This window comes from Phaeodactylibacter xiamenensis, from assembly GCF_000759025.1.
Lineage (GTDB): Bacteria > Bacteroidota > Bacteroidia > Chitinophagales > Saprospiraceae > Phaeodactylibacter > Phaeodactylibacter xiamenensis.
Map to the genome: position 1 here is coordinate 64,499 of NZ_JPOS01000037.1, position 26,667 is coordinate 91,165.

General features: G+C 50.8%; 21 protein-coding genes, 1 tRNA gene and 1 pseudogene. 12 read left to right on the forward strand and 11 right to left on the reverse strand.

The genetic code is table 11. The features are described 5' to 3' along the window. The first annotated feature begins 100 nt into the window (after positions 1 to 100). The gene (locus IX84_RS14750; protein ID WP_160213790.1) at positions 101 to 2,947 is read left to right on the forward strand and encodes a DEAD/DEAH box helicase family protein; all 2,847 of its coding nucleotides are present in this window, start codon (positions 101 to 103) and stop codon (positions 2,945 to 2,947) included. A 130-nt stretch (positions 2,948 to 3,077) separates the two neighbouring features. After that, positions 3,078 to 4,016 (forward strand): energy transducer TonB, encoded by a 939-nt coding sequence (locus IX84_RS14755; RefSeq protein ID WP_044222312.1) that lies wholly within the window; start codon positions 3,078 to 3,080, stop codon positions 4,014 to 4,016. A gap of 114 nt (positions 4,017 to 4,130) precedes the next feature. On the opposite strand, the gene IX84_RS14760 is transcribed toward IX84_RS14755, so the two are convergent. Both IX84_RS14760 and IX84_RS14765 read right to left on the reverse strand, forming a co-directional pair. Beyond that, the gene (locus IX84_RS14760) at positions 4,131 to 4,640 is read right to left on the reverse strand and encodes a Dps family protein (protein ID WP_044222316.1); all 510 of its coding nucleotides are present in this window, start codon (positions 4,638 to 4,640) and stop codon (positions 4,131 to 4,133) included. A gap of 79 nt (positions 4,641 to 4,719) precedes the next feature. Continuing rightward, positions 4,720 to 6,051, reverse strand: a complete 1,332-nt coding sequence (locus IX84_RS14765) for a DASH family cryptochrome (RefSeq protein WP_044222318.1) — start codon at positions 6,049 to 6,051, stop codon at positions 4,720 to 4,722. 110 nt (positions 6,052 to 6,161) lie between these two features. Between IX84_RS14765 and IX84_RS14770 the strand changes: the two genes are divergently transcribed. Both IX84_RS14770 and IX84_RS14775 read left to right on the forward strand, forming a co-directional pair. Continuing rightward, positions 6,162 to 6,932: a glycosyltransferase family 2 protein gene (locus IX84_RS14770; RefSeq protein ID WP_044222321.1), complete on the forward strand. Its 771-nt coding sequence runs from the start codon at positions 6,162 to 6,164 to the stop codon at positions 6,930 to 6,932. Then, positions 6,913 to 7,686: a TIGR02757 family protein gene (locus IX84_RS14775; protein WP_044222324.1), complete on the forward strand. Its 774-nt coding sequence runs from the start codon at positions 6,913 to 6,915 to the stop codon at positions 7,684 to 7,686. Before IX84_RS14770 ends, IX84_RS14775 begins: the two co-directional genes overlap by 20 nt. A gap of 6 nt (positions 7,687 to 7,692) precedes the next feature. Here IX84_RS14775 and IX84_RS14780 read toward each other — a convergent pair whose 3' ends face one another. Continuing rightward, complete coding sequence (locus IX84_RS14780; RefSeq protein ID WP_044222326.1) at positions 7,693 to 8,073, reverse strand: DUF4783 domain-containing protein; 381 nt, start codon at positions 8,071 to 8,073, stop codon at positions 7,693 to 7,695. Positions 8,074 to 8,234: 161 nt separating this feature from the next. Then, entirely contained in the window at positions 8,235 to 9,056 is an 822-nt protein-coding gene (locus IX84_RS14785) for a glucosaminidase domain-containing protein (RefSeq protein WP_081968770.1), read from the reverse strand. 143 nt (positions 9,057 to 9,199) lie between these two features. On the opposite strand from IX84_RS14785, the gene IX84_RS14790 reads away from it, so the two are divergent. Continuing rightward, positions 9,200 to 10,435 (forward strand): Pycsar system effector family protein, encoded by a 1,236-nt coding sequence (locus IX84_RS14790; protein WP_044222332.1) that lies wholly within the window; start codon positions 9,200 to 9,202, stop codon positions 10,433 to 10,435. 7 nt (positions 10,436 to 10,442) lie between these two features. On the opposite strand, the gene IX84_RS14795 is transcribed toward IX84_RS14790, so the two are convergent. Beyond that, positions 10,443 to 10,745 (reverse strand): TIGR03643 family protein, encoded by a 303-nt coding sequence (locus IX84_RS14795; RefSeq protein ID WP_044222335.1) that lies wholly within the window; start codon positions 10,743 to 10,745, stop codon positions 10,443 to 10,445. An 85-nt stretch (positions 10,746 to 10,830) separates the two neighbouring features. On the opposite strand from IX84_RS14795, the gene IX84_RS14800 reads away from it, so the two are divergent. Together IX84_RS14800 and IX84_RS14805 are read left to right on the forward strand one after the other, a co-directional pair. Beyond that, the gene (locus tag IX84_RS14800) at positions 10,831 to 11,283 is read left to right on the forward strand and encodes a DUF2141 domain-containing protein (protein WP_052516025.1); all 453 of its coding nucleotides are present in this window, start codon (positions 10,831 to 10,833) and stop codon (positions 11,281 to 11,283) included. A gap of 330 nt (positions 11,284 to 11,613) precedes the next feature. Beyond that, entirely contained in the window at positions 11,614 to 14,469 is a 2,856-nt protein-coding gene (locus IX84_RS14805) for a chemotaxis protein CheB (protein WP_052516026.1), read from the forward strand. Positions 14,470 to 14,484: 15 nt separating this feature from the next. Here the strand turns inward: IX84_RS14805 and IX84_RS31045 are convergent, their stop codons facing one another. Beyond that, positions 14,485 to 16,644 (reverse strand): sigma-54-dependent Fis family transcriptional regulator, encoded by a 2,160-nt coding sequence (locus IX84_RS31045; RefSeq protein WP_052516027.1) that lies wholly within the window; start codon positions 16,642 to 16,644, stop codon positions 14,485 to 14,487. A gap of 337 nt (positions 16,645 to 16,981) precedes the next feature. Between IX84_RS31045 and IX84_RS14815 the strand changes: the two genes are divergently transcribed. After that, on the forward strand, positions 16,982 to 17,470 hold the full coding sequence (locus IX84_RS14815) for an RNA polymerase sigma factor (RefSeq protein ID WP_044222337.1): 489 nt from the start codon (positions 16,982 to 16,984) through the stop codon (positions 17,468 to 17,470). A gap of 150 nt (positions 17,471 to 17,620) precedes the next feature. Here the strand turns inward: IX84_RS14815 and IX84_RS14820 are convergent. After that, positions 17,621 to 17,695, reverse strand: a tRNA-Val gene (locus IX84_RS14820). Positions 17,696 to 17,731: 36 nt separating this feature from the next. Continuing rightward, the gene (locus IX84_RS33370; RefSeq protein ID WP_160213792.1) at positions 17,732 to 17,884 is read right to left on the reverse strand and encodes a hypothetical protein; all 153 of its coding nucleotides are present in this window, start codon (positions 17,882 to 17,884) and stop codon (positions 17,732 to 17,734) included. On the opposite strand from IX84_RS33370, the gene IX84_RS14825 reads away from it, so the two are divergent. The 4 genes from IX84_RS14825 (at position 17,883) to IX84_RS14840 (ending at position 23,162) form a co-directional block, all read left to right on the forward strand. Beyond that, positions 17,883 to 20,471 (forward strand): AsmA family protein, encoded by a 2,589-nt coding sequence (locus IX84_RS14825; RefSeq protein WP_044222340.1) that lies wholly within the window; start codon positions 17,883 to 17,885, stop codon positions 20,469 to 20,471. The genes IX84_RS33370 and IX84_RS14825 overlap by 2 nt on opposite strands. 30 nt (positions 20,472 to 20,501) lie before the next feature. Further along, positions 20,502 to 21,458: a tRNA epoxyqueuosine(34) reductase QueG gene (gene queG / locus IX84_RS14830; RefSeq protein ID WP_044222343.1), complete on the forward strand. Its 957-nt coding sequence runs from the start codon at positions 20,502 to 20,504 to the stop codon at positions 21,456 to 21,458. Then, a complete protein-coding gene (locus tag IX84_RS31050) occupies positions 21,448 to 22,050 on the forward strand; it encodes an SGNH/GDSL hydrolase family protein (protein ID WP_052516028.1) in 603 nt (200 codons plus the stop codon). Before queG ends, IX84_RS31050 begins: the two co-directional genes overlap by 11 nt. A 146-nt stretch (positions 22,051 to 22,196) precedes the next feature. Beyond that, on the forward strand, positions 22,197 to 23,162 hold the full coding sequence (locus IX84_RS14840) for a fasciclin domain-containing protein (RefSeq protein ID WP_044222347.1): 966 nt from the start codon (positions 22,197 to 22,199) through the stop codon (positions 23,160 to 23,162). Positions 23,163 to 23,245: 83 nt separating this feature from the next. Here IX84_RS14840 and IX84_RS14845 read toward each other — a convergent pair whose 3' ends face one another. From IX84_RS14845 to IX84_RS33375, 3 genes and pseudogenes are all read right to left on the reverse strand, one after another. Continuing rightward, on the reverse strand, positions 23,246 to 24,409 hold the full coding sequence (locus IX84_RS14845) for a methylmalonyl-CoA mutase family protein (protein WP_044222350.1): 1,164 nt from the start codon (positions 24,407 to 24,409) through the stop codon (positions 23,246 to 23,248). A gap of 135 nt (positions 24,410 to 24,544) precedes the next feature. Continuing rightward, on the reverse strand, positions 24,545 to 25,741 hold the full coding sequence (locus IX84_RS14850) for a hypothetical protein (RefSeq protein WP_044222353.1): 1,197 nt from the start codon (positions 25,739 to 25,741) through the stop codon (positions 24,545 to 24,547). Between the two features lie 396 nt (positions 25,742 to 26,137). Then, positions 26,138 to 26,667: pseudogene (locus tag IX84_RS33375) on the reverse strand (transposase); the annotation flags it as partial.

The window sequence follows — 26,667 nt, forward strand, 5'->3', positions numbered from 1 at the left end:
TCTGAAGTGAAGCTATCCAGGACGGGAAATTTCCCCGTCGAATCCCTAATTTTAAGGTTTGCTAACTAATGCCCGGACCCGAATGGCTTTTCCGCCCCACATGAAATTCAATTTCCCCTGGCGTACCTATCAGGCGCGGTTGCTGTCTGAGCTGGGGCAGCACCTCGGGGATAACCGCCTGCATGTGGTAGCCCCGCCCGGGTCTGGCAAGACGGTGTTGGGGTTGGAAATCATGCGGCAGCTCAATCAGCCCTGCCTCATCCTTTGCCCCACGCTGGCCATCCGTCAGCAATGGGGCGAACGCCTCACGCAGGACTTCCTGAATGGGCAGCAACCCGACTGGCTTTCTTACGACCTCGAAAAGCCCGGTACCGTTACCATTACCACCTATCAGGCCCTGCACGCTGCGGTAAAGCGGGGAGATGAAGTGTGGAATACCCTCAAGCGGCTTGCTGCCGGTACTCTGATAGTCGATGAGTGCCACCACCTGCAAAAAGCCTGGTGGCAGAGCCTGATGAAAACCTACGAACAGTGGTCGCCTACCCTTATTGCCCTCACCGCTACGCCCCCCTACGATGTATCCGGTTACGAATGGCAACGCTATCAGGAACTCTGCGGCCTGATCGATGCCGAAATCAGCATGCCCGAGCTGATCGCCGAAGGTAATCTCTGCCCGCATCAGGACTACATCTGGTTTACCCTGCCTGCTGCTGAAGAACAGGCTCCGCTAAAGGCTTTTCAGGAAGCCATCGATGACTTGCTGGACCACCTGAAGGCCAATTATACGTTTCGCGAGCACCTCAAAGCACATCCCTGGCTCATCCGCCCGGAGGTGTGCCTGGAAGCCATCTATGAAAATCCCTCGTATTTCTCTGCGCTCATGATTGTGCTGGAAGGCATAGGCGGGGTAGCTCCTGCCACCGCTATTGGTATTATTGGCGCTGATGACAGCCTGATCCCTGAAATGAATCTCGAATGGCTGGAGATGTTCCTCAATGAAGCCTTTTATAAAGACCCCTACTTCGAGCCTTTAAGGGAGGAGCCCTGTATGGTGTCCATTCACCGGAGGTTGCGGAAAGCACATGCCATTGAGCGTCGGCGTATTTATTTGGAAGAGCCGCCTCACCTGGAGCGCCGCATCCGGCAGAGCAGCAGCAAACTGCATGCCATAGCTTCCATCGCCCGGGCAGAGTACGGAAGCATGGGCGGCGACCTGCGGCTATTGGTGCTCACCGATTACATTCGAGCGGAAGCCCTGCCCCGTGCCGAACTGGAGGATGATTCCGAATTGCAGAAAATAGGCGTAGCTCCCATTTTCGAGGTGCTCCTCCGGCTCTTCCCCGTAGAAGTCGAAATAGGCGTGCTCACTGGCAGCCTGTTGATTTTGCCTAAATTGCTGTTGCCTGCCCTCCGGCAGCACATGGCGCAGACAGGACTGGCAGATAGCAGCCTCCTGGCCTCAGCATTGCCACACGATCCGCACTACGTAAGCCTGCAGCCTCAGGAACACCTGAGAAAGCAGATGACAGGCCTGATCACGCAGCTGTTCAATGACGGTCAGCTACAAGTCCTGGTGGGCACCAACGCCCTGCTCGGTGAAGGTTGGGATGCCCCTGCCGCAAATACCCTAATCCTGGCCTCTGTGGTTAAGTCATTTGTGACTTCCAATCAGGCCCGGGGGCGGGTCATCCGTACTGACCCACGGCAGCCCTCCAAAGCCGCCAATATCTGGCACCTGGCTTGTATGGACCCTTACCACCACGCAGGAGGACTGGATTGGAAAAAGCTGGCACAACGCTTCCGGGCTTTTGCCGGTCCTTCCTTTGAAGCCGCGCCACGTATTGAAAACGGGGTGGGGCGTTTCCATTTAGGGGAATTGCCCATCACGCCTGCCGCGGTAGCCCAAACTAACAGGCGCATGCTGGAACAGGCCGGTATGCGCGACCGGCTTAGGCGTGCCTGGGGCGAAAGTATTCAGCGAGGTGTGCACATGGCGGAGGAGATTACGTTGCCGGTGATTCGGACAAGGCGCCAAAAGCAGGTTTATGAAGTGTACTGGGCGAAGAATCAGGCGATGGTGGCTCCTCAGCTGGAAGAACTTGTGGAAATGGGGAACATCGTCATGCCAATGGTGGCAGCGGGCAGCGTAGCTCTGGTGGTTTCCGGGCTGATCCCTCCACAGGTGCTGTTACTGGTTAGTGTGCTGTTGCTTTTGCTGTACAGCCTTTTCAATTTGGGGCGCAATGGTTACATCGGTCGTTTACGGCGTTTGGTGCGGCAATTCGAAGCAGGGCAACAGCTTAGGGTACGCTGGGGCAGGGTAGGGGTAGCGGCTGGGCTGTCTGCCTTGGCTGCCGGCGCTATTGGCGGATGGTTGACGGGCCTGACCGTGGTCTTGCTGGGTAGTGCCGCTACCGGTCTTGCACTCTCCCTCCTGCAAGGCCCCAAGCTTTCAGCCGCACAACGTCAACTGGACGAAGCCGGGGACGGAGGGTTGCTCATCGAGCGTACCGCCCGCGGCATCTTGCTTGCCCTGCGGCAGCTGGATAAGTTGCGCAGCCCTTACTTCAAAATCAAACTCCGCATGGTGAAAAGTGCGGAGGACCAAGAGGGGTGCTACCTGGAGGGCGTTACTTTGCAGGAAGAGCAGCTTTTTCTCGAGCTGCTGGAAGAAGCCCTGGGCCCCATTGACAATCCCCGCTACCTGATTTTGCGGAAGCACTGCGACGGAGAAACCCTGCTAAGTGTGCAGTACTATGCGGTGCCGGGGCTGTTTGGCCAACGCCGCGCCGAGGCAGAAGCCTACCGGGAGTCGCTACAGTGGCAGATGCCCGAGCCCCTCGAACTGCTCTACACCCGTACCTTCGAAGGCCGAAGGGTACTGCTGGCTGCCCGTGCCAGGACCCTTGCCGATCCTGAAGTGATGCGGCAGTCAGCCTGGCGCTAAACTTTAACAAATTGATAAAAGTCATAAAAGGGCCCTGCGTTTCGTCATTCAGAATCCTTTTGAAAGCCAGCATCTTGTGAGTGTTAAAAGAAATTATTTTTAAACGCCCTCGGGCAAAAACTCCTCACTCATGAACCCTAATTTCGCAATCACAGGACCAGCATTACTGACAGGCGTGGGCATTGGAGTACTTGTTCTTCTTGCCATTATATTCTTGGGGCGCTTCTATTTCAATAAACAGTCCCGTTCCGGCCTGGCCGATCGGTACCGCGATGAGAAGAGGAGCTCCCGCCTCGCTGCACGCAATAAGTATCCGGAAGTAAACGTATTCAATTATTCGCCCATGTTTCTGCGCATCGCTGCTATCGCCGTACTGGTGTTGGTCATCGGAGCCTTTAACTGGACCGTCTACGAGAAAGAGGTTTACATCCCTGAAGATGCCTTGGCATTGGATGTAGATATCGAAATCGAAAAGCCCCGTACTGCGGAGCCGCCTCCTCCACCTCCACCACCTCCTCCTCCAAAAATTGAGGCGGTAGCGGAGATTGACATAGACGAAGAGGATGACTTCGAGTTCGAAGACCAGTCTATTGACGCCGATACCTACATTGACGCACCAGTCTATGAAGAGAAGAATGATGCACCACCTCCACCTCCTCCGCCCCCACCTCCTCCTCCCAAGGAAGAGGCTGCGGAAATCTTCAAGGTGGTAGAGGAAATGCCTCGCTTCCCCGGCTGTGAAGAAATGACAGCCAGCGCTTCCGAAAAGCGGATGTGCGCTAACCAAAAGATGCTTCAGTTCATCTACGAGAATATCCGGTACCCATCCGTGGCCCGGGATAACAACATCGAAGGTACGGTAGTCGTAAGCTTCGTTGTGGACACCGATGGCACTATTGATGATGCTCAGGTGGTACGGGAAATCGGCGGCGGTTGTGGCGCAGAAGCCCTCCGGGTAGTCGAAATGATGAACAATATGAATGAAAAATGGACCCCGGGCCGTCAGCGCGGCCGGGAAGTAAAAGTCCTCTTCAACTTGCCAGTGAAATTTAAACTGGAAGTCAACTAGGCAATATTAGCTTAAGCAAATAGCACCAAAAAAGAACCGGAGCAGAAAGTATTTCCTGCTCCGGTTTTCTTTTTTCCTGCCTATGAGGCAGAATCACTTGCTTCAAAGGATAGCTTAAGCAAGATGTGCGCGTACCATCCATGCCATTTTCTCATGCTCCTCCATCAGTGCGATGAGGAAGTCCTGTGTGCCGGCATCGTTATACTCTTCCATTACTACTTCCTGATCGTGGCGCAGGAACTGTATAATAGCTTCATGGTCGGCGAGGAGGTTTTTAAGCATCTGCTCTGCATTACCGTTGAGGTGGCCGGTTTCTTCCAGGCGAGCCTCTTTTTTGAACGCCTCCATAGAGCCCGGAGAGAAAAAGCCGAGACTGCGGATACGCTCTGCGATATCGTCGATATGGTCTTCCAGGGCATCGTACTGCTCTTCGAAGAAAGCATGAAGCTGCTGGAAGTGGATACCCGTAACGTTCCAGTGGTAGTTGCGCAGTTTGATGTAAAGCACATGCTCGTCTGCAAGTAACTGCTTAAGCGCGTGGGCTACTCCCTGACGGTTAGAGGTTTCAATGCCGATATTTACGTCCACTTTTTCGTGGGTCAGATTTTTAGTTTCAATACTCATAATGCATTTTAATTTTGACTCAGCTATTACAACGTGGGCTGGCATTCAAAGTTGACGAATCAGGCGCTATGTGTCTTATTTAGAAATGTTCTGCCTGAAGTACGCCCAGTTGAGCAATAACTTCCTCAGGGTCGCGCTCATCTTCGTGCAGCCATAGCCGCCGAAAAGCCCCATCCTTATCGTAGTCCCGGGCTTGCTTTTGGGTATTGAAAACCCGGTCGCGCGGGTCATTGCCCACGCCGCCGGCATACATCCAGTTGCCATAATTGCTGGCTACATCATAATCGACCAGGAGGGATTCAAACCAGGCGGCACCTTTGCGCCAGTCCTGCTTCAGTTGGTGGACCAGGTAAGAGGCCACGTTTTGCCGGCCACGGTTGCTCATAAAGCCCGTGTAGAGGAGTTCCCGCATATTGGCGTCCACGAAATCGTCTCCGGTGGTACCGGTTATCCATTTATGAAGGGCTTTGGGGCTGTTTTTCCAACGCACGCTCTTGTCCTGTATGCCGCCTTTGAAGAAGATTTTGCGCCCGTACCGCATGGCCACGTACTTGAAGTATTCCCGCCACAGCAGTTCGAACTTCATCCAGTAGGTATCTTTATTTTTGGTGCGCTCAGCCTCATAGGCTTCTACTTCGTGCCAAATGGCCCGGGCGGAGATGCTGCCATTGGCCAGCCAGGCTGAAAACTTGGAGGAATAATCGGCTCCGATCAGCCCATTTCGGGTCTGTTTGTAGGACGCCAGAGCGTCGGTGTCCCAAAGGTAGTGGTCGAGGCGGCTGTAGGCAGCAAGTGCACCGCCTTTGAACGCCAGCACACCACGATCGTCCTGCACAGGCGCAGGGTAGCCCAGGCTTTCCAGAGTAGGCAGGGATTCCGCCTCAAAAGCCACGGTGGCAATCGTTTCAGGCGGGTCCAGCGGCAGCGGGATATCTGCATACTTTTCCACCCGCTTCCGGAATTGCGTGAAAATATCCGGCGTCTGTTCCACGGCGAAGGGCAAGTCTTCAGGGTTGAACAGTAGTTGGCTGTGGTAAAGGTGGAGTGGAAGGTGACTGGCGAGTTTTGCTTCGGTTTGAAGCTCTTCGTGTGTGTATTCATGGGAAGCGAAAACAGCTGTACAGTCATGGGCTTTCGCCAATTCGGGTATAACCTTTTCCGGTATGCCCACTTTGACCAGCAGGTCGCTGCCTTTCTCTTTCAGGTCATCCCTAAGGTCTTCCAGGCTTTCCAGCAAAAAATTAAGGCGGTAGGGGCCCATGCGGGTGAAGCCCCAGCGATCGGGCTGCAACAGGCGTTCGTCCAATATATATACGGGCAGAATAGCCTTGTACTTTCTGAGCGCTGCATTAAGCGCAGGTTGGTCGGTAAGCCGCAGGTCGTTGCGGAACCAGAGAATGGCTTTGGACATGGGTGTTCGTTTTTTGGTGAGTGTAACAAAGAAGCCAGTGATTGGTTTGTCAGTTCAATACCATAAGGTCTACGCACTTTTGCTATCTTTGCGCCCAATAAACCGCAATCATGTATAAAGGCAAGAAAGTCATCGCAGTGCTGCCTGCTTATAATGCTGCACTGACACTTGAAAAAACCTATAAGGAAATCCCTTTTGATCTGGTGGATGAAGTCATTCTCTGCGACGATGCCAGCAAGGACAATACATCTGAACTGGCAAGGTCGATTGGCATTGAGCATGTCATTACCCATCAGACCAACAAAGGCTATGGAGGCAACCAAAAGTCGCTTTACAATAAAGCCCTGGAGCTGGGCGGTGATATTGTCATCATGTTGCACCCGGACTACCAATACACGCCTAAGTTGATACCGGCCATGGTCAACATCATTGGCGATGAGCTTTATCCGGTGGTACTGGGTTCCCGGATTTTAGGAAAGGGAGCCCTGGCGGGAGGAATGCCGCTCTACAAATACATTGCCAACCGCGCGCTGACGCTGACCCAAAACCTTCTGATTAACTACAAACTTTCCGAATACCACACGGGCTACCGTGCCTTCAGCCGGGAAGTGCTGGAGTTGATCAACTTCAACGCCAACTCCGATGACTTTGTCTTTGACAATGAGATGCTTTCCCAGATCATCTACGCCGGATTTCATATTGCTGAGGTGACCTGCCCGACCAAATACTTCGAAGAAGCTTCTTCCATCAATTTTGCGCGCAGCAGCAAGTACGGGCTGGGCGTATTGCGGGTGTCTTTCAGCCATCTGCTGCAGCGGCTGGGGCTGGGGCGTTTCCGTATTTATGAACAGCCGCAGAAGCATGCCCAAGCGAGACCTTAAGCAACAGTTAGAAGCATTAGTTGACCACTACAATCGACCCGGCTTTATTGAGGATGACCCTATAAGCATCCCGCATCAGTTTACCCGCAAGCAGGATATTGAGATCATGGGCTTTTGGGCAGCGATGCTCGCCTGGGGGCAACGCAAAACCATCATCAATAAAGCGCAGGAGCTGGTGGCGTTGATGGATGGTGCTCCCTACGAATTTATCACACAACATACAGAGGAAGACCGCGCCCGCTTTCTTAGTTTTAAGCACCGCACCTTTCAGCCTACCGATACCCTTTATTTTTTGGATTTTTTGCAGCGCTATTACCGGGCGCATGACTCATTGGAAACTGCTTTTGCCCGTCATCTCAGTTCTGACGCAGAGCATGTGGGGCCTGCGTTGGCCGGGTTTCACGAAGGTTTTTTCGACCATCCCTTTGCGCCACAGCGCACTCGCAAGCATGTAGCAACGCCTGTGCGAAAGTCGACCTGCAAGCGGCTCAATATGTTTTTGCGCTGGATGGTACGCTCCGATGAGCGCGGCGTGGACTTTGGGCTTTGGAATACGATACGCCCCGGACAGTTGCTGATGCCGCTTGATGTGCATGTGGAACGGGTAGCGCGGCGGCTGGGCTTGCTGACTCGCAAGCAGGTGGACTGGCAAGCCGTTCTTGAGCTTACCGAAGCGCTGAGGCGCTACGACCCCGCTGATCCTGTAAAGTATGATTTTGCCCTGTTTGGGATGGGCGTGCTGGAGGGGAAATAAGCCTTGCTACTCACGGTCGAAGCGCAACTCCTGAATAAGCTGGCGGCCATTTTTTTCTTTCATGTAGATGTACACCCGGAAAGTCTGCCCGTTGGCCGAGAGGTTGCCAATGCAGTACTGAGAATCATTATTGCGGGCGGCTCCCTTATGCACGGTGCTCCAGCCGGAAGGGCGGTGCTGGCTAAAAAACTGCCGGACAACACCTATGGCATCGGCTTTGGCATAAACATCGTCTTTATCTAAAATGGAAACCTCCACGGAATCGTCGAAGTAGTTGCCTAATGTGGTGGCATCTCCCTGGCTGATCGCCTGCGTGATGGCAGACAGGTTCGCCGGGGACTGTAGTGCACTGGGCAGTAAAAAGGCAAGAAAGAGTAAGCTTTTCATATGGCTTTGGTTTTTGTTCATGGATTGCCTCAGATACTAATTTACGACATTTGTCTGTCATTTAGACTTCGTATGATGTTAAAGTCACACTTCGGTCATTTGGGCAGCACCAAAACGGGTAGTAAACGCTCTTCGGTTTTGAGAAATTGTGCAGCAGCATATTAATTGTTGAAAGCAGGAGGGTATGCCCGGGTTCGTTCTTCAGCCCTGATTATTTTTTGTACCCATTCCCAGTCGGTTGCCCGGTCGCAGTTGATGCAGAGGTTATTGATAGGGTGCCCGCTCCAGCTGTAGATCAGGGATTGCGAAGGATAGAGCGGGCCTTGCAGCATGGGGCCGTAGGTGTGCCCTGTGGCGGTATACTCCCAATAGTGAATGCCATGTTTGCGCTCAAACTGTATAGCATCGGCGACCCTGATGCCGCCATCAGGCAGGCGCGCCAGGAAATGACCGCTGTAAATGGTATGGATGAAGGCCCAAACGGAAGCCTCGAAGTTAGGGAACACCACAAATGAAGCCGGTTCAGGGTCGTTGCGAATATGGTCGGCGCAAAAGCCAAGCTGTTCGCAAATCCAGGGTTTGCCGTGGTGCCGGATGCCAAAATAGTTGAGGGTGCGGTTGGACAGAAAGGAAGTACCCCAAAAGGACTCTCTCGCGGCTTTGCTTAGCAGAGCCCGCCAGTCAGCAAGGTACAACTGGCCATAAAGCTGGCAGGCCGCCGCCGCATCCCGATAGAAGGCATCCTGTAGCCGCTCCTGCCACTGATCTGGCAGTGCACTGCTTCGGGGAATTTTGATGTAACGCCGCTGTGTCTCAGGAATGAAGCCAATCAAATTGGGCGCAATAGCTTCGAGCTCGGCCAAAGCTTGTTGTACATGGTTGCTGGAAGTAGCGCGAATACCGCCTTCCGGCCACTGGGCAGCAAGCGGGCTGACGGTGATCAGCGGCAGGAACGTCCACATTAAATTCAGGCAGGGGCGCATATTTTTTGATAAAGGTAAGGAACTGAGGGACTTTATACTATTTGGGCCATCAGTATCGTTAACAGGAGCCGAATGGCCAAACGGACCGCGGAGTTTACTATCTTTAGCCCCCTCAAACCTCCATCGCCAACCTGGATAATGCTATGACGAAAACGGAAACCCCTATTGTCGCTGCCGCTGAGCAATACGTAAAGCGTTTTTATGAGGAAAATTTTCAGGATAACCTACCATTCCACGATTACCGGCATTTTGAGAATGTTGTCAACGCAGTACAACTGATCGGTGAAGCGTATGAACTTGGGGCGGAGGACCTCGAAGTACTTCGCCTGGCGGCCTGGTTTCATGATCTGGGCTATTTCGAATCCCCGGAAGGGCATGAGTCAAGGAGTGCGGTATTAGCAGGGGCTTTCTTACAGGAGCAAGGTTATCCGGAAGCGCAAATTGAGCAAGTCAGGGGATGTATACTGGCGACCCGGCTGCCTCAGTCTCCCGAAAATTTACTACAGCAAATACTCTGCGATGCAGATCTCAGCCATCTGGGCAATGCACACTACTGGGACCGTTGTGGCAGACTGCGGCAGGAAATGGCCATCGCGAGAGGGATACTAATGTCGGATCCGGAGTGGGTGGAATTTGAGATCAACTTCCTGATGCAGCACAGCTATCATACGGATGTGGCCCGCGAGCTCTTCAATGAGCAAAAACTGAAGCATATCAGGCAGCTGAACAAGCAAAAGCTCCGCCTCAATCCGGATACGCTGAAGGTGATGCAGGAGGAAGAGCAGTCCAAGAAGAAAAAGAAGAAGAAAAAAAAGAAGAAAGGTAAGGATGGCGATCAGTTGAAGGAACTGAACCTGGGAAGAGGCGTGGAGACCATGTACCGGACTACCTACCGTACCCATGTAAATTTGAGCTCCATCGCAGACAATAAAGCCAATATCATGTTGTCGATCAATGCCATTATCATTTCGATTGTGGTGTCTAGCCTGGTACCCCGTTTTTCCGATAATCCCCGTCTGATCCTGCCTACGATATTGCTGCTCGCGGTTTGTTTGTCAGCTTTGGTCTTTGCCATCCTTTCCACCCGCCCCAAGGTGACAGAAGGGCGGGTAACCCGGGAAAATATTGAGAACAAGAATTCCAATCTGCTCTTTTTCGGCAATTTCTACAACATGGAGCTGAACGATTTTCACTGGGGCATGATGGAAATGATCCGCGACAGCGATTTTTTATACAGCTCTATGACGCGCGATTTGTACTACCTCGGTGTGGTGCTGGCCAAGAAGTACAAATACCTGCGCATTTGCTACGGTATCTTCATGTACGGACTGATTGTATCCGTTATCGTATTTGCGCTGGCATTTGTAACGGCACCTTAACTTCCCCCTATCGCTTAGAGATATTGTTGTGGGAGATGTGTTTCTGCCGGGTGGACTTGAAACGTGTACTCTGATTAGCCCGCAGCCTGCGGTGTTTGGTTGCCCGGCCCTGTACCCGTTTCCGCCACATTTTCCAGCTGCTTAGCTTCATTTCCTTCTTCATGATGCGGATGACCTCGGATTCTTTCACGCCAAACTGATCCTCAATGGCGTCAAAGGGCGTGCGGTCTTCCCAGGCCATTTCTATGATCCGGTCAATATTCCGATCTGTTAATTCGTACTTTTGATAAATTTTTTTGACGCTTCCCATAATGAATGTTGAATTTCAGAGTTGTAACAAAGTGTTGTCCGGGAGGTTGTGAATGCCATGTTTAGCTACTGTAAAATTTAAGCCAATGAATGGGGTACTTGGATTTTGTTTATTGCTGTTGACATTTACGGAGGGGCAAAGCCAGGATTGGCCGGCAGCTACGGCAAGGCTGAAGGTCAACGTATTGGGGGTGGCTGCAAACGGAGGGAATATTCACATTGCCATACACCGGGAGGCCACTTTCTTACAGGACGAATCTGCTTTATCCAGTGTGGTTCTGTCGCCCCGGGGCAAAGCAGAAGTCAGCGGGCAGTTGGAAGCCCTGCCCCATAATACCTACGCTGTGGCGGTCTTTCAGGATATGAACGGCAATGATCAGCTGGATAAAAACGCCCTGGGTATCCCTACTGAGCCTTATGCTTTTTCCAATAATCCAATCGTGAAATGGCGGGCCCCAACGTTCAATGATGCGGCGGTACCGCTTAATCAGGCAGAACAGGTCATCTCAATCACACTGAAGTACTGGAAAGATTATTAATTGGGCTGAGAAATATATTTGAGCTATTGGACCAAAGCCCTGTCAGACCTCGGATTTGGTAGCCTGGCACTGAAAAAATTCCTGTCGGGCGGACTTCTGTTCTTGAAAATGAACCCTCACATTGAGGTATCTTCATTTTATTTTCCTATCTTCCCATCAAACGCTCTTGTTTGCTGAATGCCCGTGGACTGGCTCTGATATATTCAACAGCCAAGTCTGCCGGAAACGCAGGGTATTCCTCCTCTGCAAGGAGAAGTACCCGAGCTGCCTTATTGGTTTACAAGAACATATATAGCCCGCGCGCTGGCCTGGATAACAGAAAAAGGGACTATGAAAGTAATTGGTATCGGCGCATCCGCGGGCGGACTGGAAGCCATAACAAGGCTTGTATCCAAATTGTCCAATGGAAGCGGAGCCGCTTTTGTTTTTTTACAGCATTTGTCTCCCAATACCAAGTCTATGATTGGGGAGCTCTTGGGGAAGCATACGAGTATGCCTGTCACGATGGTGTACAAGGATCAGCCTGTTAAAGCTAATCACATCTACGTGATGGCAGAGAATAAGAACATTGTGTTCGCCAATGGCAGGCTGCTCACTAAAGCCCGCCCGCCTGAGTCGGAAATAAACCTGCCTATTGACCAGTTTTTCAATTCTTTAGGAGAATCGCTCGGTAGCCATGCCGTTGGTGTGCTCTTGTCCGGCACTGGCACAGATGGGACAAGAGGGCTACGTACCATAAAGGAGAAAGGTGGGTTTGTATTGGTGCAGTCACCGGAGACCGCAAAGTTTGATGGGATGCCAAGAGCGGCTATTGACCTGAAAATTGCAGATCGCATCAGCCCGCCCGAAGAACTGGCGCAGGATATAGAATATATCCTTACCCATCGGGATTTTAAAACAAGAGAAGTTGGTTTTCAGGATAAAAAACAGAAGGAGACCTATTTTGATAAAATCGTACAACTCGTTTCTAAGCGAACCCATGTGGATTTTAGCGAATACCGGGAGCCTACACTGAGCCGGCGGCTGGAAAACCGCATTCTTATCCGAAAGTGCAATGATATTCAGGCTTACTGGGAAATCATTCAGCAGGATGCAACGGAGGTGGCCGCTCTGTTTAGTAACTTCCTTATTGGTGTGACCAATTTCTTTAGAGACCCCGAGGCCTACGATGCCATCAGGAAGGAAGTCCTGCCCGAAATATTTTCCCAGCCGAAGGCAGAAGGCGCGCCATACAGATTTTGGGTAACGGCCTGTTCTACCGGCGAAGAAGCCTATACCCTCGCTATGCTAATCGAAGATTATTTGCAGGAGCACGATAGGAAAAACGTAGATTATAAGGTCTTTGCTTCTGATATTGATGAGCACGCGATACAATTTGCCCTTAAAGGCACTTACTCCCTGAATATGGTCGCTGATGTGCCTGAACCGTATCAATCCAAATATTTTATCCGTGAAGGTGATTACATGCAGGTCAGGCCTTCTCTGCGTAAACGGATTATGTTTGCTGTTCAAAATCTATTGGGCGACCCGCCCTTTATAAATATGGACCTTATTACCTGCCGCAACCTGCTCATCTACCTGCGGCCGGAGGTTCAGCAAAAAGCGCTTTCCACATTGCACTTTGCGCTCAAGCCGGGAGCATTTTTGTTCCTTGGGCCAAGTGAATCCCTCGGCAGTCTGAAATATGCCTTTGAAAAATACACCCGTAGCTGGAATATCTTTACGAAGCGCGCTGATAAGTCTCCAAAGCTTCAGTCCTCGTTTTCAATGCATATAAAGCCTGCAAACACTGAAAAATCAAAGCAGAATATGAGTAGCTTCCAATCAGACCTCCATCCGTCTTTTACGGATACTGACCCGTTCACCCGGTTTCTGGTTGAACGTTTCGCGCCGATTGCCTTTTTTGTGACTGAAGAGTTGGATATTCTTTACCTCAACGGTGAAGCTGAGCAGATTTTGAACATGCCCAGGGCTTTAGCCCGGTTAAACCTTAGCAAAATGCTCAGCAAAGAGGATTTGCTTACTTTTAAAGCGGGCATACAGCAAGTGTTGTCAGAGGGTGGTCCTATATCGTTTGAGCATGTTGTACTCAGGAAACGCGACCGGGAATTTATCGCAGAAGTCCGCTTTGATTTACCCCATCTGCCCGAATTGTACGAAAAAGGAGAAAACGAGTCCACTCCGAAAGTCATCCTCATCGAGGTTTATCTGCCCGAAGAGTCCAAAGAAGAAGACGAGCCTGCTCCTAAGAATATGACGGAAGGCAAAGTCACTACGCTGCAAAAACAACTGAAAGCCTCCAAGCGCCGCTCTCAGGAACTGGTCAATGAGCTGGAAGCGACTAATGAAGAACTGCAAACGTCCAACCGCGAGCTCATGGCCTCCAATGAGGAGCTGCAAAGTACCAACGAGGAGCTGCAATCGGTAAACGAGGAGCTCTATACCGTGAACAGCGAACTCCAAATGAAAAATGAAGAGCTTACAACCGCTAATAACGATATTTCCAATTTGCTCAAGAGCACGGATATTGGCACTATTTTTCTGGACAAGGGACTCAAGATCCGGCGCTTCACACCTGCTGTCCGGCGGCAGTTTAATCTCATAGACTCTGATGTTGGCCGTTCGATTACCAATTTTGCCACTACTTTTAAAGGGCTGGATATCGAAGAGGTCTGTCAGGAGGTATTCAGCACCCTTTCTCCTTTTGAAAAAGAGATTGTAGACAAGGAAGGCGATCATTATTTGCTGCGGGTCCTTCCTTACCGTACCGAGGAGGATTATATCGATGGATTAGTGCTAACTTTTGTGAATATCAACGAACTCGCGATATCGCGCAATCAAACACAAAAAGCCGAGCGGATTTTCAGGCAGTTCGTTAGCCAATCAGACCAGCAGATCGCGATTATCGACAAAAAAGGGAAGGTCCATTTTGTTAACCGGGTACGGTTTACCGGCAAAAAGTCAGATGACTTAATCGGGCAGCCTATTTATTCCTATTTGCCGGAAGATATTCGGGACGAAGTTAAAAAAATGCTGGAAAATGTCTTTGATGGCAAGCCCTTCGAGCGGTTGCAGTTCAGCTATGATTACCAGGGTGGTTCCAAAGGAGACGCTTCTCTGATAATCGTGCCGATTATACTGGAAGGGTATATTAAATATGCAGCTCTGATTGAAGATATAGATTAGGCGAAGGCAATAAAGCTACTCCCGTTCAATGCCCAGCTTTTTCATTTTTGAAAACAGGGTTTGCCCTTTCATGCCCAGTAGTTTGGCAGCGCCCTGTGGGCCAGTCACCCGCCAGTGGGTTTTTTCAAGAGCATTGATGATATGTTGACGCTGTATTTCTTCTAATGTAGGGAATTCATCTCCGATTTCGGAGTGGGCTGCCGATTGTTTGGAGCGTACCGGGCGCCAGTAGGAAAGGTCAAGGGTCTTGTTATTGGAAAGGACCACTGCCTGCTCCACAATATTCATGAGCTCCCGTATATTACCGGGGAAATCGTACTGCTGCAGGCGCTTGAGGTCTTTGGCACGGATGTTATCAATCGGTTTGCCATTTTTCCGGGCAAACTGTTTCATAAAATGCCGGACCAGCAAAGGGATGTCTTCCGGGCGGTCCCGCAGCGGAGGATTTTGCAGTGGGAATACGCTCAGACGGTAATACAAATCTTCCCGGAATTGTTTCCCGGAGACCATCTTTCTCAGGTCACGGTTGGTGGCCGCAATAATCCGGACGTCTACCTTTAGGGTCTCCACCCCGCCTACGCGTTCAAATTCACCCTCCTGAAGTATCCGAAGGAGTTGGGATTGTATCTTCAAAGAGATTTCTCCGATTTCATCCAGGAAAATAGTGCCTTTGTCCGCCAGCTCGAAGCGGCCGGTTTTTGTAGCCGTTGCTCCTGTGAAAGCCCCCTTCTCATGGCCGAACAGTTCAGAGAGGATCAGTTCTTCAGGGAGCGCAGCGCAATTGACCCTCACCAGAGAGCGCTCACTGCGCTTGCTGAGGCTGTGAATAGCCCGGGCCAACAGCTCTTTGCCCGTCCCGGTTTCTCCCTCGATCAGCACCGTAGCTTCAGTTGGCGCGACCTGCTCTACCTGTTGGAGTACCTTTCGGTAATTGTCACTTTGAGTCAGGATGTTCTCGAATTTATTGCCCTCAGAGATTTCTTCCTTTAGATAAATGTTCTCTTCCTCCAGTCGGTCAGAAAGCGTTTGTACTTCAAGCAACGCTTTCCTCAATTCGGCTTCCTGTTGGCGGCGCTCTGTGATATCATGAGCACTGAGGCTGATAAGCTTAGTGCCGTTGATGTCCAAAAAGTCAAGATGGAACTCAGCAGGAAAAACCCGGTCGTTTCTGGTCCTCAGGGTACTTTCCATTTTCATGGTTTCCCCTGCCGAGGCCTCAGCCCATATCTCATGCCATTGCTCAATGGTGTTTTCTGCATCGATATCGGTAATTTCCAGCCTGCCGGTCATTTCCGAAGCTTCATAGCCAAGCCGGTTGGCCATGGCCCGGTTGACATATCGCAGGGTGCAGTCGGGGTTGATCCAGCATACCATAGCCTCGGAACGATCCAGGACTGCCCCTGCCAGGTGCCTTTCCGCTGAGGAGCTCTGCCCTATTGAGATACTGCCCTGCAGCTTTCCGACTATGTTGTCTTCTTCCACCGGGTAGCCATAGATATTGATTTCATACCCCGGCCGCTGTTCGTCATGGCGTAACTGCAGCTGTAGCTCAAAAGGAGACCGGTTTTTCTGGGCAGCTTTGATTTTTTGGATGAGGGTGGCAAATTGATTTGAAGGCAGCCGGTCCTTTAGAGCAGATACAATATTCAATTGGCGGGGCGGAGGGAGTTGATCGGCATCCAGTTGCAGGATATCAGGAAAGTTATCTGTCATCTGAAAGTCCCCGTTAATGATATTCCATTCCCAAATAGCAATTTGATAGTGCCTGAGGTGCCTGTAGGTCGGTGTTTTAAGGCTCTGAATAGAGCCTGCCGGAGGTATGAAACAGCATAGTAAAGGTGGGGAGGTATTTTTTAAAACCGAGCCCTGTATTCGGAAAAACTTAGTTTCACCAGACTTGAGCCGCCATTCTACGAGCCAGGATTTGCTTTTTCTGGCGCCTGCAGCATCCCAGCGTTGCAGGTACCGGACCATGTTCAGTTCTTCTTCCAGGTCAAAAATCTGGAGTTGCGTGAGCCCTTCTTGCAAATACCCCAGCCTTTTTCTCGCTACAGCATTAGCATACCGGATATGGCCCTTCTTGTCAAATAACATGACGGCATCATTGCCCCTGGCCATAATGAGCTGGAACAATGCAGCAAAATCCACAGCATCTAAAGCTGGTTTCTCCTTCATGTTGGCAATCCTAGAACGTAGGTGTATTTAATGTTCTTTCATACGTTACCATCCTGAAGCCGTGAGGGCGTAAGGACTGGGGGCTTTATTTGATTCACGCCTTTCGTGATGTAAATCAGTCTAAATATAATCAAATCCAAGGCAAATACAAATTTGATTTATTTTTTATTAAATAAGATAAAAGTTGTCTTATGTAGTGATTTTAGTAACGCTGGATTAAAGTTAAAGTATTGTAAGTCAGTAATTTATGCTTTGGTCCGGTCTTTGCAGTCTAAATAGCCTGAAACAAACACTACGGTAGCGGTATGATCCGTAAACAATAAAAACAACAAGCCAAATGGATGAGCGAAGCATGATGAATTTGCTGAAAAAGAAGGAAAAAAGAGCGCTCGAGTGGCTATACGAAGCCTACAGCCCAATTGTCTATGGCACTGTACGGCGAGTCGGTAAGACCGATGAGGTGATAGAAGCGTTATTGGTTAAGACCTATGTCAATGCCTGGGCTCAGGCTCAAACGATTGATGTTGCGAAAGACCGGGCCCTCCCCTGGATTTTCAATGTGCTTATTGATACGATTGTGGAGTATGCGGAGTCGGTTGAACCGGAACGTAAAGCCTCTGATATCAGCGCTTTAAAGCTTGACCTGGAATTAGCTGCTGATCATCATCAGCACCAATTGTCCCGCCTCGAGCGAGCCATAGAAAAGCATTTTATCTTGCATCAGGTTCCTGTCGCGGATATAGTGCAGGATGATACGAAGCTGCAGCAATCTGTTATGGCATTGCGGGCCCGAATGAAGATCAATCAGGTCCTTATGCCTCGTTAAAGAACGTGTTATGTTTCGAATAGCGGTGATTCAGTTCCTATGAACAATCCGCACTGATGAGTCTTCCATCGTTTTGCACCGGAAGGCTCTTTTTTTGACCTGAGTGCAGGGAAAAAAGAAAGGGAGCACATTTGCATGTACTCCCTTTTGTGGGCGGTGAGAGACTCGAACTCCCGACCCCCTCGGTGTAAACGAGGTGCTCTGAACCAACTGAGCTAACCGCCCTTTTTTGTTTTCGGAGCGCTTTTGCTCCGCTGTGCGTTAATTGCGAGTGCAAATATAGAGGCGAAAATGATACGGCGCAAGCTTTTTCAAGAAAAAAAATAAATAAAAATAATCGGCAATCGGTAAACGTTTCTCTTTTTTAGCCGGAAAACGCTTATTTTCAGGGCTTTGAAAACCTGCTGCTGCCATGAAAAAAATTTTAAAACGCCTGTTGATCATCCTATCCGTTACCGTTCTGCTGCTCATTGGAGCCGTGGCGGTCATTGCGAACCTGTTTGAGGACCGCATCGGGCGGGCGCTTACCCAAACCATCAACAACCAACTTACCGCTGAGCTTACTGTTCAGGGCTTCGACATTACGCTGTTCCGAAGCTTCCCCAGCCTTTCGGCTAATCTAAAAGGTGTCCGGTTGGAAGATACTGCAGGGGCTCCATTGCTGGAAGCGGAGACGATCGGTTTCCGGTTTGGGCTGCTCAGTCTCTTCAAATCCAGCCTGGAGATCGGCTCAGTAGTGGTTGATAAGGGGCAACTGCGCATCCTGATCGATAAGCAGGGTAGGGGCAACTACGATATTCTCAAACCCGGAGAGGAAGAAGCCAGCTCAGAGGCTACCAATATCGACCTGACCTCGGCCGAGCTGAGGCAGGTTGCGATATCCTATACCGACCAAAGCCAGAGGCAACAGATCGAAGGAGTTGTTCAATCTGCTTTGTTTTCCGGGGCATTCTCCAATACCGCTTTTGAACTGGAAAGCGAGGCGCAGATTCAATTTGAATTTGCAGACCTCGATGGCATCCGTTATCTCCCCGGTAAGGCTGTTTCCTATGACGTGGAGCTGGCTGTAGACCTGGAAGCGGGCACTTACGCCCTGCAGCGGGGCGCGCTGGAGGTGGAAGGCAATGCCTTTAAAGTGGATGGCACGGTGGAAAATTGGGAAACGGGGACCTATTTCGACCTCTACGCCACAGCAGAGGATGGCAACCTGGCCGGTGTCCTGGCCCTGTTGCCTGCTACCTACGCCAGTCAGCTGCAAGGCTTTAGCAGCAAGGGGCGGTTTGCCTTTGATGCGATTGTAAAAGGGCAGTACAACAAGCAACAGCAACCGGAGGTACGGGTGGAGTTCAGCCTTGAGGATGGCCGGTTGAGCAGTGACCTGCTGGAGCAGCCCTTGAAAGACGTAAGTTTGCAGGCGGTATTTACGAATGGGAAGTATCGGAATGCAAAGTCTTCCATTTTTCGTCTGGACCAGTTTAAGGGGTACTTCAACCGGGAGCTGATTGAAATGACTGCGCAGGTCAGCAATTTTGAAGAACCTGATATCCGGTTTTTCCTGAACGGCGTCCTGCCGCTTGAGTCAGCCTACGGCTTGCTGGGCAAACCGGCAATCACCGAAGGCTCCGGAGAGGTTGAATTCCAAGACGTACGTATCGAAGGTCGCTATAAAGATATGATCAACCCGAGCCGCATCGGGCGTGTATCGGCTGAAGGCATGCTGGAATTTGATGATGCCGGACTGGTCATCGGAGAAGAAGCACTGCTACTGGACCGGGGCCGCCTACAGCTGGAAGGCAACCGCCTGAGCATCGAAGGGCTGCGCCTGGAGGGAGCCGGAAGCGACATCACCTTTGATGGTACCGCATTCAATCTGCTTCCGGTGCTTTTTGCGGATTCGCTAAACTCCAGCCGGGCACAACTGGAGTTTGACGCGCGTTTGTCGGGCCGCAGCCTTGATATTGACCGCCTGATGGGAGCCCTCACATTTTCGGCAGAGGCGGAAGCTGATGCTCCAGCCACTCAAGAGGACTTAGCACCGGAAGAACAGGAGCCTCAGGCGTTATTCCTGGGGTTCCTAAACGGTACCTTTGATGCCAATATTGAGGCACTGAATTATCAAAAAATTGAAGGAGAAGACTTTCAGGGCAAGCTGGCTTTCCGCGCCAATACCATGAATGTACTGGGCGAGATTAAAGCCTTTGGCGGGCAAATAAGCCTGGACGGGGAAGTCAATTTTGAGGCTGCCCCGGTCCTGGAGGCGCGTATGGCCTGCCAAAACCTGGAAGTCAGCACCTTATTTGAGCAGGCGGATAATTTCGGGCAGGAAGTGCTCACCCACCGCCATTTAAAGGGGCAGCTGGACACCAAAGTCGCCATTTATGCCTACTGGGATGAACAGGGCAACTTCCTCATGGACCGGCTACGTGTATTAGCCGGCATTGGCATTTCCGATGGTACCCTGCAAGGCTTGGAAATGCTGCAGGATTTTTCCGACTTCGTTCATATCCGGGACCTCCGGGAAATCAATTTTGTGGACATGCAGAACTTCCTGGAGATCAGGAACCGCCGGCTCTACCTGCCTGTGATGTTCATCCGGAGCAATGCGCTCAACCTTACCATTAGCGGAGAGCACTCCTTTGATAACGAAATTGGCTACTACCTCAAGGTGAATGCAGGACAGGTACTAGCCGACCGGTTCCGAAAGCATGACCCTAGCCTTAAGCCCAAGCCGGCACGGCAGTCGGGCTTTTTCAACTTGTACTACGCTATGCTCGGGACGCTGGACGACTACAACATTACGGCAGCCAAGCAGCGGGTCAGGGAAGACTTTGAGCGGAGTGAATTCCGCAAACGGGAGATTCAGCGTGCGCTGGAGCAGGAGTTTGGCATCGTTGAACTGATCGAAGAGCCCGAAAACTGGAAGGACATCCCTGAATTTGACCACGACACCTACGATCCGCAGGAAGAAGAATACCTCGACTTTGAGGTGGGCGGGCGGTAATTTAGACTATCGTACATTACCTTTGCCCTTATGAGCAATAAAACCTTGCATACGCAGATGATCCGGGAAGAGGCACAGCGCCTGGGCTTTGCCTTTGTGGGGTTTGCCAAAGCCACCCGTCTGGATGAGGAAGCGCGCCGGCTGGAGGCCTGGCTGAACAAGGGCATGCACGGTGAAATGGGCTATCTGGAAAACCACTTTGAAAAGCGGGTGGACCCCCGGAAACTCGTGCCGGGTGCCAAAACAGTGGTTACGCTCATGTACAACCACTACACTGACCGCCGCCCCAAAGACCCGGATGCCCCGAAGATTTCGAAGTATGCTTACGGCAAAGACTATCACTTCGTCCTCAAGCATAAGCTCAAAGACCTGATGAAGTACATTCAGGCCGAAATTGGAGCGGTGAACGGCCGGGTTTTTGTCGATTCCGCCCCCGTGCTGGAGCGCGACTGGGCTAAGCGTACCGGCATAGGCTGGGTAGGCAAAAATACCCTGCTGATCCACCCTAAGGCCGGCTCCTACTTCTTTCTGGCCGAACTGATCATTGATTTAGACCTGGTTTATGACCACCCCATAAAAGATTATTGTGGTACCTGTACCCGCTGTATTGATGCCTGCCCTACCGATGCGATCAGCCCCGGGGGATATGTGGTGGACGGCAGCAAATGCATTTCTTACTTCACCATTGAACTGAAAGGCGCCATACCGGAAGCTTACCGGGACCACTTTGAGAACTGGATGTTCGGTTGCGACATCTGTCAGGAGGTCTGTCCCTGGAACCGCTTCAGCAAGCCCCATCAGGAACCCGAATTCGAGCCCCATCCTGATTTGCTGGACCTTTCCGCCCGTGATTGGGAAGAACTGACGGAAGAGGTTTTCCGCGAGCTTTTCCGTAAATCAGCGGTAAAGCGGACGAAGTACGAAGGGCTCAAGCGCAATATCAATTTTTTGAAGCCCCTATCTGAAAAAGCCGACCATGAAGCGTAATATCCTGATTTGGTTGACTTTGTTGCTGTGGAGTTGTGATCCGGTGGTGGAAGCGCCTGAAGATCAAAGGCAGACCCGGCAACAGCCACAACCCCCTGTAACAGCTAATCCGATAGAAACTGAAATCATACCACCAAAGCCACACCAAGGCTGGATCGCCTGTGGCGGGCGGTGGACGGCAGGGGAGGGGGCAGACCTTGGAGCCGGTTTTGCAGATCAGCTGGGAGCTGCCGTGGTTAATGCGGGTATTACCGGTGAGCCACTCCCGGGGCTGCTGCAGCGCCTCCCTCAACTTTTGGACCGTAAACCCGAAGGCCTGATCTTGGAAGTTGGACAGGAAGATGAAGCGCTAAACGCACCTCCAGGGGCCTTTCAAAAACACTTAAATACGCTGGGCACAAAACTCAGTGGATACCCCGGCCTTAAGCTAATCGTTCTCGTTTCTGCTCAGGATGCTGCCTACCGGGAACCAGTCGCGGCATTTGCCGAAAAACAAGTCGCACAACTACTCTCCGGTGATGCTTTTGCATCCCCTCCCACTGCAGTTCAACATGATGCCCTGGCTGAGCAAGTCCGTCAAATGTTGTATTAAGACAGGCTTTTCGGCGGTTTTGTAAAGGAATTGGCATTTTGCTCAGTTCTTAGAAGGGGATGTTAATTGATTGTGAACTTCTGCCAAGCGTACCCGTTGAAGAACCCGAAATGATGATAATTCTCCAATCAATTAAAAAAGCAAACATGAAAAAATTGAATCTTTGGCTATTAGCCATTTTCGCCATTTCTGCACTAACATTTACAGCTTGTGACGATGACGATGATACGGATCCGATGCCGGAGCCCACAACAATCGTTTCCTTCGCGCAAGATAGCGACGATTACACCATCCTGGCAGAAGCGGTAGTTGCAGCTGGTCTTGACGGGGTACTGTCAGGCACTGGTCCATTCACCGTATTTGCACCAGACAACGCTGCTTTCCAGGCATTGCTCGACAGCAACGCGGACTGGAATACCCTCGACGATATCCCGGAAGCAACCCTGACAGCAGTACTGACCAACCACGTGCTCGGAGGAGAAGTAACTTCTTCTGATCTGATGGCAGGATATTATTCCACCCTCAGCGCCACTGGCTTTGGTGATGCAACCACCAGCCTGTATGTCAACCTCGATAACGGTGTTGTCCTGAATGGCGGTCCCGAGGTAGTCGTGCCAGACGTGGATGTGGACAATGGCGTGATTCACGGTGTCGATGCAGTCATTTTGCCACCTACTGTGGTTGACTTCGCAACATCTAACCCAGCGCTGTCTTCATTGGTGGCGGCACTCACCCGTTCAGACCTTAGCACCGATTTTGTAGGCGCATTGAGTGGTGACGGTCCATTCACCGTATTTGCACCAAGTAATGCGGCATTTCAGGCGCTGCTCGACAGCAATGATGACTGGAATACGCTTAACGATATCCCCGTAGGTACGCTTGAGGCGGTACTTTCTTACCATGTCAGCAGCGGCGTCAATGCACGCTCTTCAGATCTTTCTGACGGAATGATGGTAAGCACGCTGGCGGAAGGCGCAACACTTGAGGTGGATCTTTCTAACCCGGATGCTCCTCAGATCGTAGGCGGCAGCAGCACCGCAACCGTTGAGCTGGCCGATATTCAGGGAGCCAATGGTGTGGTACACGTTATTGATACTGTACTGCTGCCCTAAATTTTTCCCTGAAATGGGTTAGATAAAAAGAGTGCCATCTGGTAACAGTCCGGATGGCGCTCTTCGTATTGCGGGCCTGGTGTTTAGTCGAATGCGCGCTCCTGATCCAGTTGCTGAAACTTTGCCCAGGCCCGGTCGGCAATTTCCCGGGTAAGTTTTTCGATATAATAGCTGCCCGCTCCGGGGTCAATAACCCGGTCGAGGTGGCTTTCCATTTTAAGGAGGTGCTGCAGGTTACGAGCTACCCGCCGGCTAAAGGGCGTATCAGGCTCCTTTTGTGCCCGGTTAGAAGGCAAAACATACAACCGGTCCACGCCCCCGATAACGGCAGACATCGCCTGCGTACTGGCGCGGATCATATTGGAATTCGGGTTCTCGTCCTGTGATTCCTGAGCGAAGTGGGCCACCACAAAAGGCTGTTTCCCTTTCACGCCATAGCCCTTCAATATGTTGCTCCAAAGCAGGCGCAGTGCTCTGAATTTCGCGATTTCCACAAAGTAACTTTTGCTGACAGCGATACCAAACTGCAAATGCTGGTTGATAATTTCTGCATTCAGTCCCGTTTCGGTTAGCCGGGCCAGGTACTCTGCACCTTTAGCCATGGTAAGAGCCAATTCCTCGACGACCTGTTCGGGGCCGCTGTGGAAGGTTTTGGCATTGACCTGTAGTGGGCGTACGTTGGGCCATTGGTCAGCACAGGATTGAATGAACGCGGACAGTGTATCAACAGGAGGCTCAGCAAAATCAAGAATGGGGTCAAAGTCAATGGTAAAATTGGCCTGTGCACCAGTAACGCCTTTCTCCTGATACCAGCTCTGTAAGAGCTCCATTAACCGGGCAGGCTGCTTGTCAGAATAGTGCTCGCTGAAGTTCAGCGTCACCATTTCCGGTGCCACACCATCAAGAAGCTGGTGGAGGCGGGTACGGTCTAAAGGCTGGAACAGCCGAAAGAGTGGAGCCTGTACGCCCCCTTTCAGTCCTTCGAGCAGGGCTGTATTCGCCTGTTTTGCATCTTTGTAAACGTTGATGTACTCACCGATTTCCCAGTCATTGCCCCGCCGGCCAGCGAGTAGGGGGGCAGTTGTTTGATGATCAATGTCTTCCGGGTGATAGAATGGGGCAACTGTGATGTCTTCGCCCAGGTGCCAAAATAAATCTTCCAGCGGTTTGCCTTTCAGGTCTTTTTCCACTTTGGCAACCCAGGTGGCCTTGTCTACAGCAGGAAATTCTTCAAGTAGGTTTTTCATAAGTGGCGTTTTTACTCCCTGCCAAATTAAAATAAAAAAAGCAGAGAGCCGTTGCTCTCTGCCATCAAAGTGTCCTGTAATAAGAAACCCTTTACAAACCTACAAGCAGGAAGCTTCGCCGCCTGCTTACAGATCCTAAGGATACAGGGCATTCAGGGGGGCGCGCAGCCAGTCTGTTACCGGATGCATGATTTTTGTCAGGGTGTGGGCGTCGGGCGTAATATTGTCAAAATCTGGCTGGGGTACGCCCTCTGTCTGATACGGTTTTGGGATAGGTACTCCCCAGTTGGGGCAGCCTCCGGCCACTTTGAGTGTTTGGATAGCATGGTGTGCATTCTGCCCGCAAAGGTCCCGCACGCTCCACTTGCGATAGATGATGCAAAAGCCGTTTTCATATAGTGTTTCATCCTCCCAGGTGGCCATAAAGCTGCAGGATACTTCGCCCAGGCTTATTTGGTCGTGTGTAGTGGACGGGTCCCCGTCCGTATCTACTACAGGGAAACCGGTATACGCAGGATCTGAAGTTGCCGGGTTGCCCAGTATTGGCGCCTCAAACCCATCAAATGATTCGGGAAAGATGATATTCTCCATCCCCGGTTTTTCGATACTGATCAGTTGGCGGAAAGTACTGATGGGTGCTTCAGGGTCTGTAGCCACCCACAAACGCTCCACTACGCCCAATGCATTGCTAAAAAACTCAAAGTTGGAGAGCCTGATTTCAAAGCCCCTTTCCCGGGCTTCCGCAACGAGTCTCAGCGTATCTCCTGTGCTGAGAAAAGAAGAATGAAATGTGTTGGAAGGCTGCTCAGGACCAGTGTCCTGCACAGCTTCATTATTGATGAACACTTTAAAAGTGTAGTTCGAAAAAGAGGAGCCCCCAACGTAACTCCAATCAAATCTGACGAATCCGTCAGCCGGAATGGCGAGCTCGTAAGCTGCCTGGCTTCCGGGAGCCAGAATAATTGAAGCACTATTAGCCCCTTCAACTAATACTGAATTGGGAGCTCCGGTGACATCTACCCCACCGTCACCATATCTTGTGGCATGGCGCCAGTTGGACCATGCTAAATAGCCTTGCCAGCCCTGGCTTTGACAGCTCAGGTTGAAGTACTGGTCTTCGAAAGTGTAGAAAATTGTTTCAGATGAGGAAGAGGATAGAACCGGTGGTGGTACCTGCCAGGAATCCTGACAGAACACAGTACCGTGTGTGCCTGTAAAGACAAGCGGTTGGGGGGAGATGGATGCCGCCTCATCATTCTGGGCACATAGCCCAATTGGCAACAACCAAAAATAGAGCAGTATTTTTTTAAGTTTTGGGATTGCTACTTGCATGTCGTACACTTTCTGCTACTCAGCCATGCGTATGGCTAAACGATTTTCAGGGTTGATTCGGAATCAACTGAAATTTAGTACTCAGAAAACCTTACTGGAAAATTAGCGGAAAGGAGAGTGGGTGGAACACGCAACGTGTTAAAACCAGGACATACCTGCTTTTTCATGGGATTATGTAGTTTAAGGGATAATAAAATTTGAAAGAGGTTCCTTATACACACACTAAGTTAAGTACGGTGCCTACTTTCGTTGTTACAAATATAGGATTTACTGCAATTTATTCCATACCGCATACCCGGTATTTATCAGATTTATATTATTGTTATTTGTAAAGGTTTGTTTAATAAGGGTTGAGAGCTCCGCCCTGTAAGGAGGCAGCGATTCCCGCTTTGGCATCTAAGGCCCTGAAGCTGAATGATTTGAAGCTAAAGCCATGAGCAGGTGTTTAAATGAGTTGAGCCCCAGAAAACGGAAAACAGCCCTGAATTCATCCCAAAGACGGGTTTTAGTTTTTACCGCAGACAATACCTTTTTGAAAACCTTGCTGGCCAATTGCTGGATTTGGTCAATGAGGAAAACGAGCATCATCAAAGTCGCTAGCAAATTTGATAGATGTTTTTTCCCATGCCCATAGTTGTGCTCAAAATTGTAGCCCTGATTTTTCAGCGTGTTGAACGTTTCGTTTTCGATTTTCCACCGGCCGCGGCCGCATCGGGCAAGAAACACTACATTTCTTTTGTTAATTTTAATATTTGTAACCCAAGTAAAAGTAGCGGTTTTGCCTTTTTTGCCCGTGACTTTTAAAATTAAAAAATTCGTGCGCACATCTGCCGCGCTGTTATTCAGTGGCAAATTATCACACCAGGAAAGATGCCATTCTTCATCGCCCACTTTTTGGTAATGGTGCTGATAAGCATGACGGCCGG